General features: G+C 58.1%; 25 protein-coding genes and 1 pseudogene. 9 read left to right on the plus strand and 17 right to left on the minus strand.

All coding sequences use genetic code 11. The features are described from left to right. A pseudogene (locus tag HMPREF2724_RS11300) lies at positions 1-187 on the plus strand (multidrug transporter); the annotation flags it as partial. Positions 188-266: 79 nt separating this feature from the next. On the opposite strand, the gene HMPREF2724_RS11305 reads toward HMPREF2724_RS11300, so the two are convergent. Continuing rightward, positions 267-824: a hypothetical protein gene (locus HMPREF2724_RS11305; RefSeq protein ID WP_141741016.1), complete on the minus strand. Its 558-nt coding sequence runs from the start codon at positions 822-824 to the stop codon at positions 267-269. A gap of 71 nt (positions 825-895) precedes the next feature. Between HMPREF2724_RS11305 and HMPREF2724_RS13345 the strand changes: the two genes are divergently transcribed. Both HMPREF2724_RS13345 and HMPREF2724_RS11310 read left to right on the plus strand, forming a co-directional pair. Beyond that, a complete protein-coding gene (locus HMPREF2724_RS13345) occupies positions 896-1,120 on the plus strand; it encodes an ABC transporter permease subunit (protein WP_235590997.1) in 225 nt (74 codons plus the stop codon). A gap of 189 nt (positions 1,121-1,309) precedes the next feature. Further along, positions 1,310-1,597 (plus strand): metallophosphoesterase family protein, encoded by a 288-nt coding sequence (locus tag HMPREF2724_RS11310; protein WP_096336246.1) that lies wholly within the window; start codon positions 1,310-1,312, stop codon positions 1,595-1,597. A gap of 48 nt (positions 1,598-1,645) precedes the next feature. On the opposite strand, the gene HMPREF2724_RS11315 is transcribed toward HMPREF2724_RS11310, so the two are convergent. Further along, a complete protein-coding gene (locus tag HMPREF2724_RS11315) occupies positions 1,646-2,251 on the minus strand; it encodes a TetR/AcrR family transcriptional regulator (RefSeq protein WP_061920513.1) in 606 nt (201 codons plus the stop codon). A gap of 9 nt (positions 2,252-2,260) precedes the next feature. Further along, positions 2,261-3,643 carry an MFS transporter gene (locus HMPREF2724_RS11320; protein WP_061920511.1) on the minus strand — a complete coding sequence of 461 codons (1,383 nt, stop codon included), beginning with the start codon at positions 3,641-3,643 and terminating at the stop codon, positions 2,261-2,263. 43 nt (positions 3,644-3,686) lie between these two features. Here HMPREF2724_RS11320 and HMPREF2724_RS11325 point away from each other — a divergent pair, with 43 nt between their 5' ends. Then, positions 3,687-4,298: a GNAT family N-acetyltransferase gene (locus HMPREF2724_RS11325; RefSeq protein ID WP_061920509.1), complete on the plus strand. Its 612-nt coding sequence runs from the start codon at positions 3,687-3,689 to the stop codon at positions 4,296-4,298. 18 nt (positions 4,299-4,316) lie between these two features. On the opposite strand, the gene rpsQ is transcribed toward HMPREF2724_RS11325, so the two are convergent. From rpsQ to rpsJ, 11 genes are read right to left on the minus strand one after another with little or no spacing between them, the layout of a single operon-like run. After that, positions 4,317-4,601 carry a 30S ribosomal protein S17 gene (gene rpsQ / locus HMPREF2724_RS11330; RefSeq protein WP_061920507.1) on the minus strand — a complete coding sequence of 95 codons (285 nt, stop codon included), beginning with the start codon at positions 4,599-4,601 and terminating at the stop codon, positions 4,317-4,319. A 2-nt stretch (positions 4,602-4,603) separates the two neighbouring features. Continuing rightward, on the minus strand, positions 4,604-4,834 hold the full coding sequence (rpmC, locus tag HMPREF2724_RS11335) for a 50S ribosomal protein L29 (RefSeq protein ID WP_061920505.1): 231 nt from the start codon (positions 4,832-4,834) through the stop codon (positions 4,604-4,606). Then, complete coding sequence (gene rplP / locus HMPREF2724_RS11340; RefSeq protein WP_061920502.1) at positions 4,834-5,250, minus strand: 50S ribosomal protein L16; 417 nt, start codon at positions 5,248-5,250, stop codon at positions 4,834-4,836. Before rplP ends, rpmC begins: the two co-directional genes overlap by 1 nt. Positions 5,251-5,253: 3 nt before the next feature. Beyond that, positions 5,254-6,000, minus strand: coding sequence for a 30S ribosomal protein S3 (gene rpsC, locus HMPREF2724_RS11345; protein WP_070588625.1), 747 nt, complete (start codon positions 5,998-6,000; stop codon positions 5,254-5,256). Then, a complete protein-coding gene (gene rplV, locus HMPREF2724_RS11350; RefSeq protein ID WP_061920498.1) occupies positions 6,000-6,362 on the minus strand; it encodes a 50S ribosomal protein L22 in 363 nt (120 codons plus the stop codon). The genes rpsC and rplV overlap by 1 nt, the downstream gene beginning before the upstream one ends. Positions 6,363-6,365: 3 nt before the next feature. Then, positions 6,366-6,644, minus strand: coding sequence for a 30S ribosomal protein S19 (gene rpsS / locus HMPREF2724_RS11355; RefSeq protein WP_005527741.1), 279 nt, complete (start codon positions 6,642-6,644; stop codon positions 6,366-6,368). A gap of 13 nt (positions 6,645-6,657) precedes the next feature. Next, on the minus strand, positions 6,658-7,494 hold the full coding sequence (gene rplB / locus HMPREF2724_RS11360; RefSeq protein ID WP_061920496.1) for a 50S ribosomal protein L2: 837 nt from the start codon (positions 7,492-7,494) through the stop codon (positions 6,658-6,660). Positions 7,495-7,529: 35 nt separating this feature from the next. Next, on the minus strand, positions 7,530-7,832 hold the full coding sequence (gene rplW / locus HMPREF2724_RS11365; protein WP_061920494.1) for a 50S ribosomal protein L23: 303 nt from the start codon (positions 7,830-7,832) through the stop codon (positions 7,530-7,532). Next, positions 7,832-8,494, minus strand: coding sequence for a 50S ribosomal protein L4 (rplD, locus tag HMPREF2724_RS11370; RefSeq protein ID WP_061920492.1), 663 nt, complete (start codon positions 8,492-8,494; stop codon positions 7,832-7,834). Before rplD ends, rplW begins: the two co-directional genes overlap by 1 nt. After that, entirely contained in the window at positions 8,491-9,147 is a 657-nt protein-coding gene (gene rplC / locus HMPREF2724_RS11375) for a 50S ribosomal protein L3 (RefSeq protein ID WP_061920490.1), read from the minus strand. The genes rplD and rplC overlap by 4 nt, the downstream gene beginning before the upstream one ends. 42 nt (positions 9,148-9,189) lie before the next feature. Next, the gene (gene rpsJ, locus HMPREF2724_RS11380; RefSeq protein WP_003848085.1) at positions 9,190-9,495 is read right to left on the minus strand and encodes a 30S ribosomal protein S10; all 306 of its coding nucleotides are present in this window, start codon (positions 9,493-9,495) and stop codon (positions 9,190-9,192) included. 678 nt (positions 9,496-10,173) lie between these two features. On the opposite strand from rpsJ, the gene HMPREF2724_RS11385 reads away from it, so the two are divergent. Together HMPREF2724_RS11385 and HMPREF2724_RS11390 are read left to right on the plus strand one after the other, a co-directional pair. Beyond that, positions 10,174-10,701, plus strand: a complete 528-nt coding sequence (locus HMPREF2724_RS11385) for an Asp23/Gls24 family envelope stress response protein (RefSeq protein ID WP_061920488.1) — start codon at positions 10,174-10,176, stop codon at positions 10,699-10,701. 29 nt (positions 10,702-10,730) lie between these two features. Then, positions 10,731-11,069 carry a hypothetical protein gene (locus HMPREF2724_RS11390; protein ID WP_235590995.1) on the plus strand — a complete coding sequence of 113 codons (339 nt, stop codon included), beginning with the start codon at positions 10,731-10,733 and terminating at the stop codon, positions 11,067-11,069. A 19-nt stretch (positions 11,070-11,088) separates the two neighbouring features. On the opposite strand, the gene HMPREF2724_RS13535 is transcribed toward HMPREF2724_RS11390, so the two are convergent. Then, positions 11,089-11,280 carry a hypothetical protein gene (locus HMPREF2724_RS13535; RefSeq protein WP_210386707.1) on the minus strand — a complete coding sequence of 64 codons (192 nt, stop codon included), beginning with the start codon at positions 11,278-11,280 and terminating at the stop codon, positions 11,089-11,091. Between HMPREF2724_RS13535 and HMPREF2724_RS11400 the strand changes: the two genes are divergently transcribed. Genes HMPREF2724_RS11400 through HMPREF2724_RS11410 form a run of 3 tightly spaced genes read left to right on the plus strand, consistent with a single transcriptional unit; the run spans position 11,274 to position 13,237 of the window. Next, the gene (locus HMPREF2724_RS11400; protein ID WP_061920483.1) at positions 11,274-12,110 is read left to right on the plus strand and encodes an Asp23/Gls24 family envelope stress response protein; all 837 of its coding nucleotides are present in this window, start codon (positions 11,274-11,276) and stop codon (positions 12,108-12,110) included. The two genes, HMPREF2724_RS13535 and HMPREF2724_RS11400, sit on opposite strands and share 7 nt — an antisense overlap. After that, positions 12,103-12,678: a DUF6286 domain-containing protein gene (locus HMPREF2724_RS11405; RefSeq protein ID WP_061920482.1), complete on the plus strand. Its 576-nt coding sequence runs from the start codon at positions 12,103-12,105 to the stop codon at positions 12,676-12,678. Before HMPREF2724_RS11400 ends, HMPREF2724_RS11405 begins: the two co-directional genes overlap by 8 nt. After that, positions 12,671-13,237, plus strand: a complete 567-nt coding sequence (locus HMPREF2724_RS11410) for an Asp23/Gls24 family envelope stress response protein (RefSeq protein ID WP_061920480.1) — start codon at positions 12,671-12,673, stop codon at positions 13,235-13,237. The genes HMPREF2724_RS11405 and HMPREF2724_RS11410 overlap by 8 nt, the downstream gene beginning before the upstream one ends. On the opposite strand, the gene HMPREF2724_RS11415 is transcribed toward HMPREF2724_RS11410, so the two are convergent. Further along, positions 13,234-13,950: a hypothetical protein gene (locus HMPREF2724_RS11415; protein ID WP_061920478.1), complete on the minus strand. Its 717-nt coding sequence runs from the start codon at positions 13,948-13,950 to the stop codon at positions 13,234-13,236. The two genes, HMPREF2724_RS11410 and HMPREF2724_RS11415, sit on opposite strands and share 4 nt — an antisense overlap. Before the next feature lie 112 nt (positions 13,951-14,062). Next, positions 14,063-14,617, minus strand: a 555-nt coding sequence (locus HMPREF2724_RS11420; RefSeq protein WP_246818262.1) for an EF-Tu C-terminal domain-related protein, incomplete at its 5' end; no start/stop codon positions are given.

Here is a 14,617-nt window from a genome sequence, read left to right on the forward strand (position 1 = left end):
TGCGTTGACCGCGCTCATCGGCTGGATCTGCTGGCTTATCATCTTCAACAACTTCGACGCCGCCGGCACCACCATGTACAAGGTAGGTACCTTCACCCTGGGCACCAGCGCCGTGCTCAACATCTTCTGCGCCGCCATGGCCTTCCTGGATTGGCGGGCTGGCCGCGTTACTCCGGTCAAGCATTAATCGGCAAAACTGCCTTTGGCTCCCCGAAAGACATCAAGAACTCCTTGTAGTAGCTCTGCGCAGCCACAAGGAGTTCTTGTTATTCAGCAGCTTCGATTTCAAAGCTGGTGCCCAGACGAAGCGGGCCGTTCGGCAAAGAGGCATCATTTTGCCAACCAACTTTGTCAGCAGCGATCGACACTGTCACATGCTTGCCCACCCACGGCTCTGCCTTTTCGCGGCTTTCCTCGTGCGTGCTGTAGTGCGATGCAAGCAAGCCGCTATCGATCCAACGGGTTTCCTTGTAATTTGCCCTGTTCCCGGTGACCTCCCCCGGAGCATCAAATTCGAGGATCCAATAGTCGCCGTTGAGCTCGCTTTCAGGGAATCCGGATTCAGGCTGCGAGCCTAGGGTCTCACGACCTTTCTTCTTTACAACCTTGCCCGTCATCTTCAAGATGCCGTCTTCAATGACCACCGCTGGTTTCTTCGATTCTTCTGACGCCTTGGATTCTTGGGAATCCGCCTCTGCTGAACTTTGTGGCGCCATCGTATTGAACATCTTCTCTGTTTCTTTAGCGGAGTCGTTTTTTCCGGAATTACTGCAGCCAGAAAGCGCTAGGGCTGCAACACAGAGTAAGGAAACATAGCGGCGCATGATTGGACCTCAAAACACATAAGGAAATAGGAGACAGCGTTTTAGCTTAACGCCCTGGGGCGGTGAGGATTGTGGAAATCGGCGAATCTGCCGCGGCGGTCTCCCACACCGTCTACGAAGCGGCGAAGGTCTCCGGTGCCAAGGGGCACCAGACCTTCTTCCGGATCACGCTGCCTTTGCTTACACCGGGTATCGCAGCAGGCTGGATTCTGGCTTTCTTCGCAGGATTCCGTGAACTCGTGATTCTTCGCTGGTGCGCCGGAACAACATCAACCTGCTCGCGTCCTGGATCATGAACCAATTCGATCAAGGCCACCGCGCCGAGGCCATGGCAATGACCCTTATGGGGGTTGGAACTTCAATTATCGTCCTCGTACTCGTCACTTCCTGGCAACAAAAGGAACGCGCATGATCACCATGACTATAAATGGCCCGAAGGAATCATCGCGCACGGGACCGAACCGCACTTCTTCGAAATCGACGGTGTGCAGGCGTGGACCTGCGGCGTGGCCACCGACCCTGACCCACGAGAGATCGAAATCCCCAGCTTCAATGGCCTGGGACTGCTTCACACCTCTGTGCACGGTGAATTCAGCCGTAAGCCTTGCCTGCCGTGCAAGCTAGAGGATCTGCAAGAAAGCGGTGCGACGTGGGTGCTTGGGCACGTGCACAAGCCCATCACGCTAAGCGCAGAACCGTTCATTGGTTGGACGGGAATGCGTGCCGGCGTGCACTACGACCCGACGACTTCCGCGGTGAGCAGGTTTTCTTAAAGACTATTTCAAAGGTTGTCTTTGCGAGCAGAGACCGCTCGGGGGTCGTTAACTCGGATGCGGCGCGAGAGTTGCTGGGATGGTCTGAATTAAAAGCTCTTTGAGGCCGGCTTTCTTTGGAAAATCCCTGCGCTCGGACCAACCTGCGATGCATTCGATGAAGATGCCGATCAGACTGCGGGCACGGGTGCGGTCGATAATGCTGGTGCCCGTCTCAGCTAGGACGCAGTCCACCCACTGGTCCGAGTGCTGCCAGATATGGCCCAGCAACGAAGGATTTTCACGCAACAGAAGGACTCGATCTGCGAGCTGTCCTCCCCACGCATCGGCATCGCTGAAGAGTTCGCGGAGCGCTGCCTCCAAGTTCTTATAATCAGTCATCTGCGCGATGTCCACCAGAACCTTTGTTGCTTCGGGGCTGATGATGACACTGGTGATAACGGCTTCTTTCGTGCCAAAGTGGCGGTAGAAGGTCATCGCTGAGACATCAGCGGCTTCGGTAATTTCAGCCACGGTGACGTCGTCATATCCACGCTCTGCAAAAAGCTCGAGCGCCGCACTTCGGATCGCGCGCCGCGTCATAAGTTTCTTTCGGTCGCGACGATTAAGCCCAAGATTGTCCGAAGACGAAGATTCTAAAGGACGTGACACCATGCCTTAACTCTATAATTTCTGCTGCCTCGTGTGCATGAATAACAACGCAAATCCCGTTAAAACACAAGCAGCGCTACACAGGACAAAGACGCTATCCATCGCATGGATATAGGAGGCGTCGCTAGCCGGCTCGCCTGCCAAGTTAATTACGAGTGAGGCGATGAAAGCAACGCCTAGGAGCGAGCCAAGCTGCCGAATTGTATTAACCAACGAGGCACCACTTCCCCGGCGCTCCGGGTGAACCTGCGCCATCGCCTCCTGCAAAGCCAAGGATTGACCCGCCCCCACACCAAAGCCGGCAAGGCTTAACCCCGCGGCCAAATATCCATATCCGCTGGATGGACTCGTCAACGCACCAACCAGCAGCCCCCCGGCGACGAGGAAAATCGAGCTAGGCAGAAGCCACCGCCCAATCTTGCTTCGCCGCACCAACAGCCCGGCTGCCAAGGCGCCAACGATGGCAGTGCCGGCCAAAGGCATAAGCATCAAGCCACCCCGGGCAGGCGAGTTGCCCAAGATATTCTGCAGGTAGTGCGGAGTGACATAAAGCAGCCCGAAAAGCACCAAGTTGATAAAGAACAGGGTCACAGTATTCACGAGGAAGCGCGGATTGTTCAAAAGCCCCAAGTCCACGAGCGCTTGATCGCTCCTTCCGCCGAAGACCAGGGCCAGTGCCAAAGCAGCCAACCCAATCAGAATTGGTAACCAAACCGCACTAAATGAGACCTTGCCGCCGACGTTAATCATGCCAACCGTGAGAACAAGGAAACCAAAGGCAGAGAGCAAGATCTGTACCCAAGGCAGCACCGGATGGGAAGGAACAGCCCTTGCCTTCGGCAGTCGGCTACAGCCGAAAAAGACAAGGGCGATGACAACGACGTCAAGCCAGAAGATGCCACGCCAGCCTAAAGCATGAATAATCCAGCCACCCAGGAGCGGACCTAAAGGAGCGCCAACACCACCGGCGGCGGTCCACAAACTATTGGCCAGTGCCATGTCGGAAGGCTCTATCACCGTGGGCAAAAGGGCCAGCGACATCGGCGTAAACACCGAGGCCGCAAGTCCCATGCCCGCACGTCCGACAATGAGCCAGATGGCCGACGGAGCAAGCGCGCACACGAGCGCTGATACAAGAAAGACCATGCTTCCTAAGAGGAGTAGACGTTTATGTCCGAGCCTGTCGCCGAAGAGCCCGCACGGCAGCAATACCGCAAGGAAGGCGACATTGTATGCGGAGACAACCCATGCGGCTTCCGCGGGGCTCGCACCTAGTGAGTTCGTCAATGCTGGCAGGGCAACCGCAACCATGGTCGTATTCATATACAACGTCATAATTCCGGCACACAGTGTTAATAGATGCGACCAATGCGTTTTAGCGATAGTCTCTACCATGCGTTACAAACTACCACTTTTAAAGAGATTGGAGACTACGCTAATGGGCCACTACAAACCAGGACAGATTCCCGTCGGCGAAGCAAAAGAACTCTTCGAACTTCTAACTCGTTGCGACAAGGACTTCACTCCCCCGCTCTCGCAGCGCGCGGCCGTTGGACAGACCGACTGGGACAGCCAGGGAGCGAATACGGGAATCAAAGACTATTACGAGTCGTTGATCGAAAAGGCCACCATCATCACGGTCACCCGCAACAACAAGTTGGCAGGGTTCTGCGCTTATTACTATCCCTATCAATGGCAGGGCCAAAGCTACCTATACGTGAGCACCGCGGTCACCGCGCCCGAATGGCGCAAGCACGGACTCACTAACGCGTATGTGCGCCATATCTGCACCGCCGCAATGCGGTTGAAATGCCCCATCCTGGCCAAGACTTGGTCTACCAACAAGCAGAGTATGACGGCACTATCCCGCTATGCCGATAGAGCAGACACGCTTTGCGACGACCGCGGTGTCGGCATCGACACTGTCTACTGGGAGACCACGCTAGATACGTTGCTATACCGGGCAGCGCGACGAACGCTTAAAAAATACGCGCATATGAAAAGCCGGCCGAGCCTTCTTCCTAAAGGAGGAAAAGCTCGGCCGGCTTAAGTGTTGAAAAGCTAGGTTTTACTTAGCCTTCTCAACGACCTCGACGAGACGGAAGTGCTTGTCCTTAGACAGCGGGCGGGTCTCGGCGATCAGAACGCGGTCGCCGACGCCGGCGGTCTCGTTCTCGTCATGTGCCTTAACCTTCTTGTTAGAGCGCATGATCTTGCCGTAAAGCGCGTGCTGCTTGCGATCCTCGAGCTCGACGACGATGGTCTTATCCATCTTGTCGGAAACTACGATACCGATGCGGGTCTTGCGAGCACCGCGCTCCTTCTTTACTTCGTTCACGTTTGCCTCACTCATGATTAAGCCTCAGCTCCCGGAACTACGGACAGGCCCAGCTCGCGCTCGCGAAGAACGGTGTAGATGCGGGCAATGTCGCGCTTAACCGTGCCGATGCGGCGGTTGTTGGTCAGCTGGCCGGTAGCCTTCTGGAAACGAAGGTTGAACAGCTCTTCCTTCGCATCCTGCAGACGCTTTTCCAGCTCAGCGTTGTCGAGCTCACGGAACTCGTGGGCGGGGGTACCGGTTGCCATTAGAACTGGTCCTCCTTCTTGATGATGCGGACCTTGCAAGGAAGCTTCTGGCCTGCGCGGCGCAGTGCCTCAATTGCGGTGGCCTCGTTCGGGTAGGACATCTCGAAGAGGACGCGGCCCGGCTTAACGTTGGCGACCCACTTCTCAACCGGGCCCTTACCGGAACCCATACGAACGCCGAGCGGCTTCTGGGTCAACGGACGGTCCGGGAAGATGTTGATCCACACCTTGCCACCACGCTTGACGTGGCGGTTGATGGCAATACGTGCGGCCTCAATCTGACGGTTGGTGATGTAAGCCGGCTCGAGAGCCTGGATTGCGTAATCACCAAAGTTGATGCGGTTACCGCCCTTGGAAACACCGGTACGGGTAGGACGGTGCTGGCGGCGGTACTTAACGCGCTTAGGAATCAGCATGGATTAGCCCTCCTGCTTCTGCTGTGCGCGCTGACGACGCTGGCCACCACGGCGCGGACGACCGTTACGGTCACCGCGGCCACGGCCCTGCGCCGGAGCGTTCAGTTCGGATTCGCGTACGCCACCGACGACGTCACCCTTGTAGATCCACACCTTGATGCCAATGCGGCCGAAGGTGGTGTGAGCCTCTGCGGTGCCGTAGTCGATCTCGGCGCGAAGAGTGTGCAGCGGAACGCGACCCTCGTGGTAGCGCTCGGTACGGGACATCTCGGCGCCGCCCAGACGACCGTTCAAGAGGATCTTAATACCCTTGACCTGCGGCTGGCGCATAGCGGACTGGATAGCCTTGCGCATTGCACGACGGAATGCAACACGGTTAACCAGCTGCTCGGCGACGGACTGAGCAACGAGGGTTGCGTTTGCGTCGACCTGCTTGACCTCGAGAATGTTGAGGGCGACCATCTTGCCGGTGAGCTTCTCGAGCTCGCGGCGGATGCGGTCTGCCTCAGCACCGCTGCGGCCGATCACGATGCCTGGGCGGGCGGTGTGAATGTCGACGCGTACGCGGTCACGGGTGCGCTCGATAACGACGTCGGCAATGCCGGCGCGGTCGAGGCCCTTCTCGAGGTACTGACGGATCTTGATGTCTTCGGCTACGTAGTTCGCGTAGTCCTTATCGGCGAACCAGTGGGTCTTCCAGTCGGAAGTGATGCCCAAACGTAGGCCGTGAGGATGGATTTTCTGGCCCATTACTTGGCCCCTTCCTTCTGGCTCTCGACCACCACGGTGATGTGGCTGGTGCGCTTACGAATCATGAATGCACGGCCCTGTGCGCGTGGCTGGAAACGACGCATGGTCGGGCCCTCGTTGGCGTATGCCTCGGAGACGACCAGGGTGCGTGGGTCCAGACCGAAGTTGTTCTCAGCGTTAGCAGCTGCAGAAGCAACAACCTTAGCGACTGGCTTAGCAGCGCCCTGCGGAGCGTACTTCAGGATTGCAAGTGCCTCGGCTACGGACTTGCCGCGAACCAGATCGATGACACGGCGTGCCTTCATCGGAGTAACGCGGACGTAGCGGGCCGTTGCGGATGCGGAGGTGATGGTTTCACTCATCGCTTATCGACGTCCCTTCTTATCGTCCTTGATGTGACCCTTGAAGGTCTTGGTTGGTGCGAACTCACCGAGCTTGTGGCCGACCATGGAGTCCTCTACGAACACCGGCACGTGCTTACGGCCGTCATGGACGGCGAAGGTGTGACCGATGAAGTCAGGCAGAATGGTCGAGCGGCGAGACCAGGTCTTGATGACCTGCTTGGTGCCAGCCTCGTTCTGAGCATCCACCTTGTTGAGGAGGTGCTCATCGACGAACGGGCCTTTCTTAAGGCTGCGTGGCATTGTTTACCTCCTCTTAGCGCTTCTTGTTCGGGCGACGACGGCGCACGATCATGTTGTTCGAGTAACGGTTCGGGTTGCGGGTGCGACCCTCCTTCTTGCCCCATGGGGACACAGGGTGGCGACCACCGGAGGTCTTACCCTCACCACCACCGTGTGGGTGGTCAACCGGGTTCATGACGACACCACGGACGGTCGGGCGAACGCCCTTCCAGCGCATACGGCCGGCCTTACCCCAACGGATGTTCATCTGGTCAGCGTTACCGACCTCACCCACGGTTGCGCGGCAACGGATGTCGACGCGGCGGATCTCGGAGGACGGCATACGCAGGATTGCGTACTTGCCTTCCTTACCCAGCAGCTGGATGGAAGCACCAGCGGAGCGAGCAAGCTTAGCGCCTGCGCCCGGCTTGAGCTCCACAGCGTGGATGGTGGTACCGGTTGGGATGTTGCGCAGCGGCAGGTTGTTACCAACCTTGATGTCGGCGTTAGCGCCGGCCTCAACGATGGTGCCCTGCTTCAGGCCCTTAGGGGCGATGATGTAGCGCTTCTCGCCATCTGCGTAGTGCAGAAGAGCGATGTTTGCGGTGCGGTTCGGGTCGTACTCGATGTGAGCAACCTTTGCCGGGATACCGTCCTTGTCCGTACGACGGAAGTCGATCAGACGGTAACGACGTTTGTGGCCACCGCCGATGTGGCGGGTGGTGATGCGGCCGTAGTTGTTACGACCACCAGTCTTGGTCAGCGGGCGCAGCAGGGACTTCTCCGGAGTGGAACGAGTGATCTCCTCGAACTCGGACACGGAGGATGCGCGGCGACCCGGAGTTGTCGGCTTGTACTTACGAATAGCCATAATTCTTCCTTTTCCTTTCGGCTCTCCGGTGGCGCTTAAGCGCCGCCGCCGAAGATGTCGATGGAGTCGCTGCCTTCGCGAAGCGTCACATAAGCGCGCTTGGTGGACTTACGCTGACCGAAACCGGTGCGGGTGCGCTTACGCTTACCTGCACGGTTGACGGTGTTCACGGAGTCAACCTTTACGCCGAAGATCTGCTCGATGGCATCTTTGATCTGGGTCTTGTTGGAGTCCGTGGAGACGTAGAACGTGTAGACGTTCTGCTCCATCAGGCCGTAGGACTTCTCGGAAACGACCGGTGCGATGACAATGTCACGCGGGTTAGCGAGCTTAGCCATTACTTCTCCTCCTTAACTTCCTCGTTCGCACCCTGAGCGCGAGCGACGAAGGTGTGCAGAGCCTCAACGGAGAACACAACGTCGTCAGAGTAAAGGACGTCGTAGGTGTTCAGCTGGCCTGCGTCCAGGATCTGGACGTTAGGCAGGTTGTTGGCGCTGCGGCGAGCGTTGATGTCCTCGCGGCCGACAACGAGCAGCACGTTCTTGCGCTCGGTCAGACGCTCGATGAAAGCCTTAGCCGCCTTGGTGGACGGGGTCTGGCCCGGGACGAGCTCTTCGATTACGTGGATACGCTCGTTGCGAGCGCGGTCGGACAGTGCACCAAAGAGAGCAGCCTTGATCATCTTCTTAGGGGTGCGCTGTGCGTAGTCGCGCGGAACCGGGCCGTGGGAGATGCCGCCACCTGCGTAGTGCGGTGCGCGGATCGAGCCCTGGCGTGCACGACCGGTGCCCTTCTGGCGGAAAGGCTTACGGCCACCGCCGGAAACCTCGCCACGGGTCTTTGCCTTGTGGGTGCCCTGGCGCGCAGCAGCAAGCTGAGCGTTGACAACCTGGTGCATCAAAGCGATGGATGCCTCGGTGTCAAAGATCTCTGCTGGCAGCTCGACAGAGCCGTTGGTCTTACCCTCAGCGGTCTGGACGTCTAGCTTGAGGTTGCTCATGCGTGTGCACCGCCCTTCACTGCGGTCTTAACGGTGACGAGGCCACCGCGTGCACCAGGGATAGCACCCTTGATGAGCAGCAGGTTGGACTCGGCATCGATCTTCTGAATCTTCAGGTTCTGGGTGGTCACACGGTCGTGGCCCATGCGGCCAGCCATGCGGGTGCCCTTGAAGACGCGAGCCGGGGTAGCGCAGGCGCCGATGCCGCCGACGCGGCGGTGAGCAGCCTGGTTACCGTGGGCAGCACCCTGACCTGCGAAGCCGTGGCGCTTCATGGCGCCAGCGTAGCCGTGGCCCTTGGTCGTGCCGGTGACGTCAACGAAGGTGATGCCCTCGAAGATGTCAGCGGTAACTTCCTGGCCAACCTCGTAAGCAGAGGTGTCATCCATGCGGATTTCGGCAACGTGGCGACGTGGGGTTACGCCAGCCTTCTTGAAGTGACCTGCGGCAGGCTTGTTTGCCTTGCGTGGGTCGATTTCGCCAAATGCGATCTGGATGGCGTTGTAGCCATCGGTTTCTGCGGTGCGAATCTGGGTAACAACGCACGGCCCAGCTTCAACGACGGTAACCGGTACAACGCGGTTTTCCTCGTCGAAGATCTGGGTCATGCCGAGCTTCTTGCCCAGAATGCCCTTGATCTCGTTTTCACTCATTGTTAGTTCTCCACCAAATATCTATTCGTCGATCGCTTTACACTACTGAATGTTTACGTCGACGCTGGCCGGAAGGTCGATGCGCATCAAAGCGTCAACGGTCTTCGGGGTCGGGTCGAGAATGTCGATGAGGCGCTTGTGAGTGCGCATCTCGAAGTGCTCGCGAGAGTCCTTGTACTTGTGCGGAGAACGAATAACGGCGTATACGTTCTTCTCGGTTGGGAGCGGCACTGGGCCAACAACACGAGCACCCGTACGGGTAACGGTCTCGACGATCTTCTTTGCAGAAGCGTCGATAGCCTCGTGATCATAGGCCTTCAGCCGAATGCGGATTTTTTGTCCCGCCACGCTTATCCTCTTCCTCGCTACCCCACATTCACATTCCCGGCGTATCCGGGGCGTGAAGCGGTGGGAATTGCTTCTCGATTTCTCTATAACGTTGTCCGGACTCTAGGGCCTGGGCGCAACGCCAGTTGTCTGACTGTCATGACGACCAAAAGTTGCGACCTGGCAATAAACCTGGTTGCAGTGCTTTCGACGGGGTACAAGACCCGTAAGTCAAAGTTCTATAGAAAGAGGACGGTTCCTCACGCATTACACGTGGAGGCACAAATCCAATTCATATACTGCCGCTGTTTATTTGCCATGCCCCTTCTCCGGTCCATTCGCTCGGGATGTCTCTACTAAACGCGGACCTAGCCCGATTGAATGACCTTCTCGGCACACACTTAAAAAGTGCCCACCTGCGAAGGTGTCATGTTCGCTTTACCAGCAACTTTGTTGAATATCGGGGGTGTTTCACCCACGATTTCCAAACGCCGTTGTGTTAAAGCAACCCTTGTATTTAAGCATGTAATCGCGCGTTTTCCAAACTTTTTTCCAAACCGTGTGCAAAGTCACGTTTTCCAAAAGATTGCACCTCAGCACCCCACAATGTCCGCATTCAGATATAGGCTCGGAAAGGTAGCTTTCTTGTTAAGGCGAAACTTCCCGCAATCAAGTCCCTATAGATAAGGAATAAGCACAATGACCGCTAATACCCCAGCGAATACTGATCAGAACGCTGCCCAGAACACCGCACAGAACGCAGCAACTTCCACCGAGCAGGCAAACACCGCCGCTGCTGCCCCGGAGGTCAACAAGAACCTGGAAACCGAGTACGGCACCACCACTATCGACGACGCCGTGGTTTCCAAGATCGCTGGCATCGCCGCCCGCGAGGTTTCCGGCGTTGCCGCACTGGGCGGTGGCGGCGCACGCATGATGGGATCCATCCGTGAGTCCTTCGGCGCATCCGAGGATGTACGCCAGGGCGTAACGGTTCAGGTCAACAACGCTGTTGCCACCATCGAAGTTGCCATCATCGCCGAGTACGGTGTTGCTATCCACGAGCTGGCTGAGGCTATCCGCCGCAACATCATGAATGCTGTCGAGCGCATGACCGGCCTGGGCGTTGAGCGCGTTGACGTTGTGGTCCACGACGTCAAACTGCCAAAGGAAGACACTGCCAGCGAGCAGGCCTCCAACAACGCTTTGGCACAGGGCCAGGAATAGGCCTTTCAAAGACTAAGGCAGTTATTTAAATGATGGAGTCCACTCCGGAGCGCTTTGAACTAGATGCCGCTGCTGCACATCGCATCGTCGACTCAGTAGCAGGCATCCAGGGCGTCGCCAAGCTGCATCCCGGTTCTTTCGGCGAAGTTGCGTTGCTTTACCCCGGCAAGCGCATCGGCGGCATAAAGCGCCCGAGTCCGCGCGACGATAGCCATATCGAGGTACACCTTGTAATCGACGTCGCGAAGCGCATTCCGGTTGCCACAATCGCGGACGCCGCCCGCACCGCGGCGCTCGAGGCCTGCCCGGGACTGCAACGCGTTGATGTCGTCGTGGCTGATGCTTTAAGCAGCGCACTGGAAGATTAAGAAGGAAAATTATGAAGAACTACTCCACGCTGGGCATTGTTGCCGGTCTGGTTTTGGCCTTTTCATCCACCTTGGCCTGTGGCCCACGGTGTTGGCCATCCTGCTTGCCGCCATCGGTGGTGTTGTAGGTGCGCACTTCGACGGCCGTATCGACCTCACCGCCGTGTGGTATGGAATTATCGGCAAGGATAAAGGGCAGGGATAATGCCATCTGCCACGCCACAACAGCGCACTGATGGCACCTTGCGGTTTACGCACAAGGCTCTCGAACACATTGTCACTAGCGCCATCGCTTCCGTCCCCGGGACCGAAGCCATCGACGCCAAGCTCGCCGGCTTAGCTGGGCGCGCATTTCCGCGCCTGCTTATCCAGAGCGATCCTGCTTCCGAGGTGCTAGCGGTGGATGCCTCGATCGCGGTGACCTGGCCGAGTCCTGTCACAGACGTAGCGAAGTCGACCCGCAAAGCCATCGAGGAATGGGTTGCGGCCTATACCGGCTACCGCACCACCCGCGTCAACGTCACCGTTGCCGCAGCAGTACCGGGCGAGCGCGTGTCAGGCCCTGCCGTCGACGCGCGACAAACGCCACGGGCAATCACTCCGCGGTCACTTCCGGAGCGCCAGCTTAAACCGATAACCACCAACCATACGGTGCCAATACGCAATATAGATGCGCCTGCCCCGCAACCGGTGCGCTCTATCGACGCTGACAGCGCTCCGCTTCAGGTCGCGTCCGTACGCGCCCCGGAGCCAACTAGGCTTTTGCAGGTAACGGCGCCCACGCCTAACCACGTCCGCCCTGTCACCGCTCCCAATCCCGTCGCCGTACGCAGCGTGGCCGCTCCTCGGCCGCTGCAGCCGCGTCCGGTAAGTGCTCCCCGCCCGGTTGCGCTGCGCACAGTCCGCGTACCCGAGCCAGCACCTGTCCGCCAGGCCTCACTGCAAGGTACCGCGCCGGTTCGGCATGTTGTAGCGCCCCGTCCACAGCCACTGCGCGAAATCACAATCAACCCTATGTACAGAGGGGGCCAGGATGTCTAAGAAAGATGCTCTCCCGCAGGGCTTTGGCCAAAGGCCGGCGGCATCCCCTGCAGCCCGTAAATGGGCCGTTGTCCTCGGAATCGTTTGCTTGGGCGCCGCAGCTTTTCTCGGAAGGGAAACGTGGGCTGTCAGCACTAAAGCCAATTCCTGGCTGCAGCCTTTCATCGACGTGATGTCACAGGACGCGGTCGAAACCTGGATGCTGATAGGCGGCGGCATCGCTATTGCCATTGGCCTTATCTTGCTCATTGCGGTGTTCAAACCACGCAAAAAGACACATACCAGGCTCTCCTCCGACACCGCCTCGATGTGGCTGCGCTCGGTAGACATCGCGCGCGTAGCCTCAGCCGCTGCGCGCCGCGTGCCCGGCGTCAGTGCTGCCCGTAGCCGCGCAGTAATCAGCAAGAAGAAGATCGGCGTCGATATCACCGTCAACGGCGACACTGAGGACAATCTGTTGGTCAGCCGCGTGGAAGAGGCTGTATCGCAAGCCCTTTCCTCGTTGGAGCGCGCCCCACAGCTAAAAGTAAAGGCAGAAAATCTCCCGGAGGTCGATAATCATGTCTAAGGGCTTGGCAGCATTCGACCGTTTCTTGTTATTCCTCATCGCCGTAGTCCTCATTGTGCTAGGGCTTTGGCCGATCCTCATCCATTTTGAGGTTCCCTTCGCCACTTCCCTGGCGCGCTGGGTTGATCACGACGCTTGGGCAGCACTGCCTAGCTCTAGTTGGTGGCCGGTAGCGCTGGGTGCAGCCACCATGCTCCTAGCGGTAGCCGGCATCTGGCTCATCGTGGCGAACTTGCGCCACCGGCGCTTCAACAACGTCGCATCCGATTCTTCGAATGATGAAGGCGCCATTTCCACCAATATGCAAGCTATTGCTGGTGCCGTGGCCAAAAGCTTTGATGCTCTCGACGGAGTCGAGAAGGTTCACCGGTTGGTGGCCTATGACCGTGCGCGGCCGACCTTGCAATACAAGATAGAAGCCAGCGCGGATATGCCACTAGATGAGCTAACCAAGGCTGTCGAAACCAGCGAGAAGGACTTCCGCTCAGCTTTTCCCGACGCCAATCTAGATACCGTGTACAAGCTGCACTTTAGCCAGGTTAAGGCACTGAAGGACTAGTCAATGTAGCCATCGGCGGCATCAGGGGCGGATTCAGCGAGGAGTACCTCGGTGACCGCCCCAAATTCATGCGCAACCCCACGTGACAGCGATACTTGCAAAGGCTTCCCGGGACTACACTGCAGAATCTGCTTCCAGGAATAGTCAGCACGTTGCAGGCAACGCCGTGCGATTTTGAATGCATGTAAGCCATGGTCCAAGAGGATGGTTTCCTGCTCGGTGCGGATAAGCCACGCCCGCTCCCCTACGCTGCGCCTTTTCAACCCGCTAAGGCTGCGTGAATCTTGCTCTAGGCGGGTAATTGACTCCACTACGCCAAAGCGATGTTCGATGGACTCCGAGTCCTTGATAACAAGAGGTCGACCAGGTCCCACTGGCCGAACAGCCGAGTACTTCCACGCCACCGGCTGCCGCGGACCATCATCGCCGGTACGGCGAACAACCACATTTGCATCGTCAATAGTCACACGCTCACGCTCGGTGACCAGTAGCCACAATCCTTCCTCCACGCGGCCGTCGCCAAGCGGCAGTGTCGGAGGATGCAACCACGCCATTCGCTCCAACGCGCGAACCATATCCGCGTCGTCAGCACCCCATCCGAGGCCTTGGTTGGCCAGCATTGCAAACAGCGTGCCCAAGGGGAGCTCCGGCTGCCCCTCCCACGCAGCTTTCAGAGCCTGCAGGGTGCGGTCGATGCGTGTGGGATCAAGCATGGGTCATAGCTTAACTGGCACGGAAGGAAGACATGCAAAAAGCCACCACCTTCCCGGAAAGAGAAAGCGGTGGCTTTAAAGGGCGTTACTTTAAACGCTCAAGCAAATGCTCTTACTTGATGATCTTGGTAACGCGGCCAGCGCCGACGGTGCGGGAGCCCTCGCGGATAGCGAAGCGCAGGCCCTCGTCCATAGCGACCGGCTGGATCAGCTCGACGGACATCTCGACGTTGTCGCCAGGCATAACCATCTCGGTGCCCTCAGGCAGCTTGATGACGCCGGTAACGTCGGTGGTGCGGAAGTAGAACTGCGGACGGTAGTTGTCCATGAACGGGGTGTGGCGGCCGCCCTCTTCCTTCTTCAGGACGTAGACGGAACCCTCGAACTGGGTGTGAGGGGTGTAAGCGCCCGGCTTGATAACAACCTGGCCACGCTCAACCTCTTCACGCTTGGTACCACGCAGAAGCAGGCCACAGTTGTCGCCAGCCTCGGTGTAGTCCATCATCTTGCGGAACATCTCGATACCGGTAACGGTGGTGGAGATGGACTTCTCCTGGATACCGATGATCTCGACGTCCTCGTTGACGTTCAGGGAGCCACGCTCAACACGGCCGGTAACAACGGTACCGCGGCCGGTGATGGTGAAGATGTCCTCGATCGGCATCAG

Origin of the sequence: Corynebacterium sp. HMSC071F07 (genome assembly GCF_001810285.1) — a bacterium.
GTDB lineage: Bacteria > Actinomycetota > Actinomycetes > Mycobacteriales > Mycobacteriaceae > Corynebacterium > Corynebacterium simulans.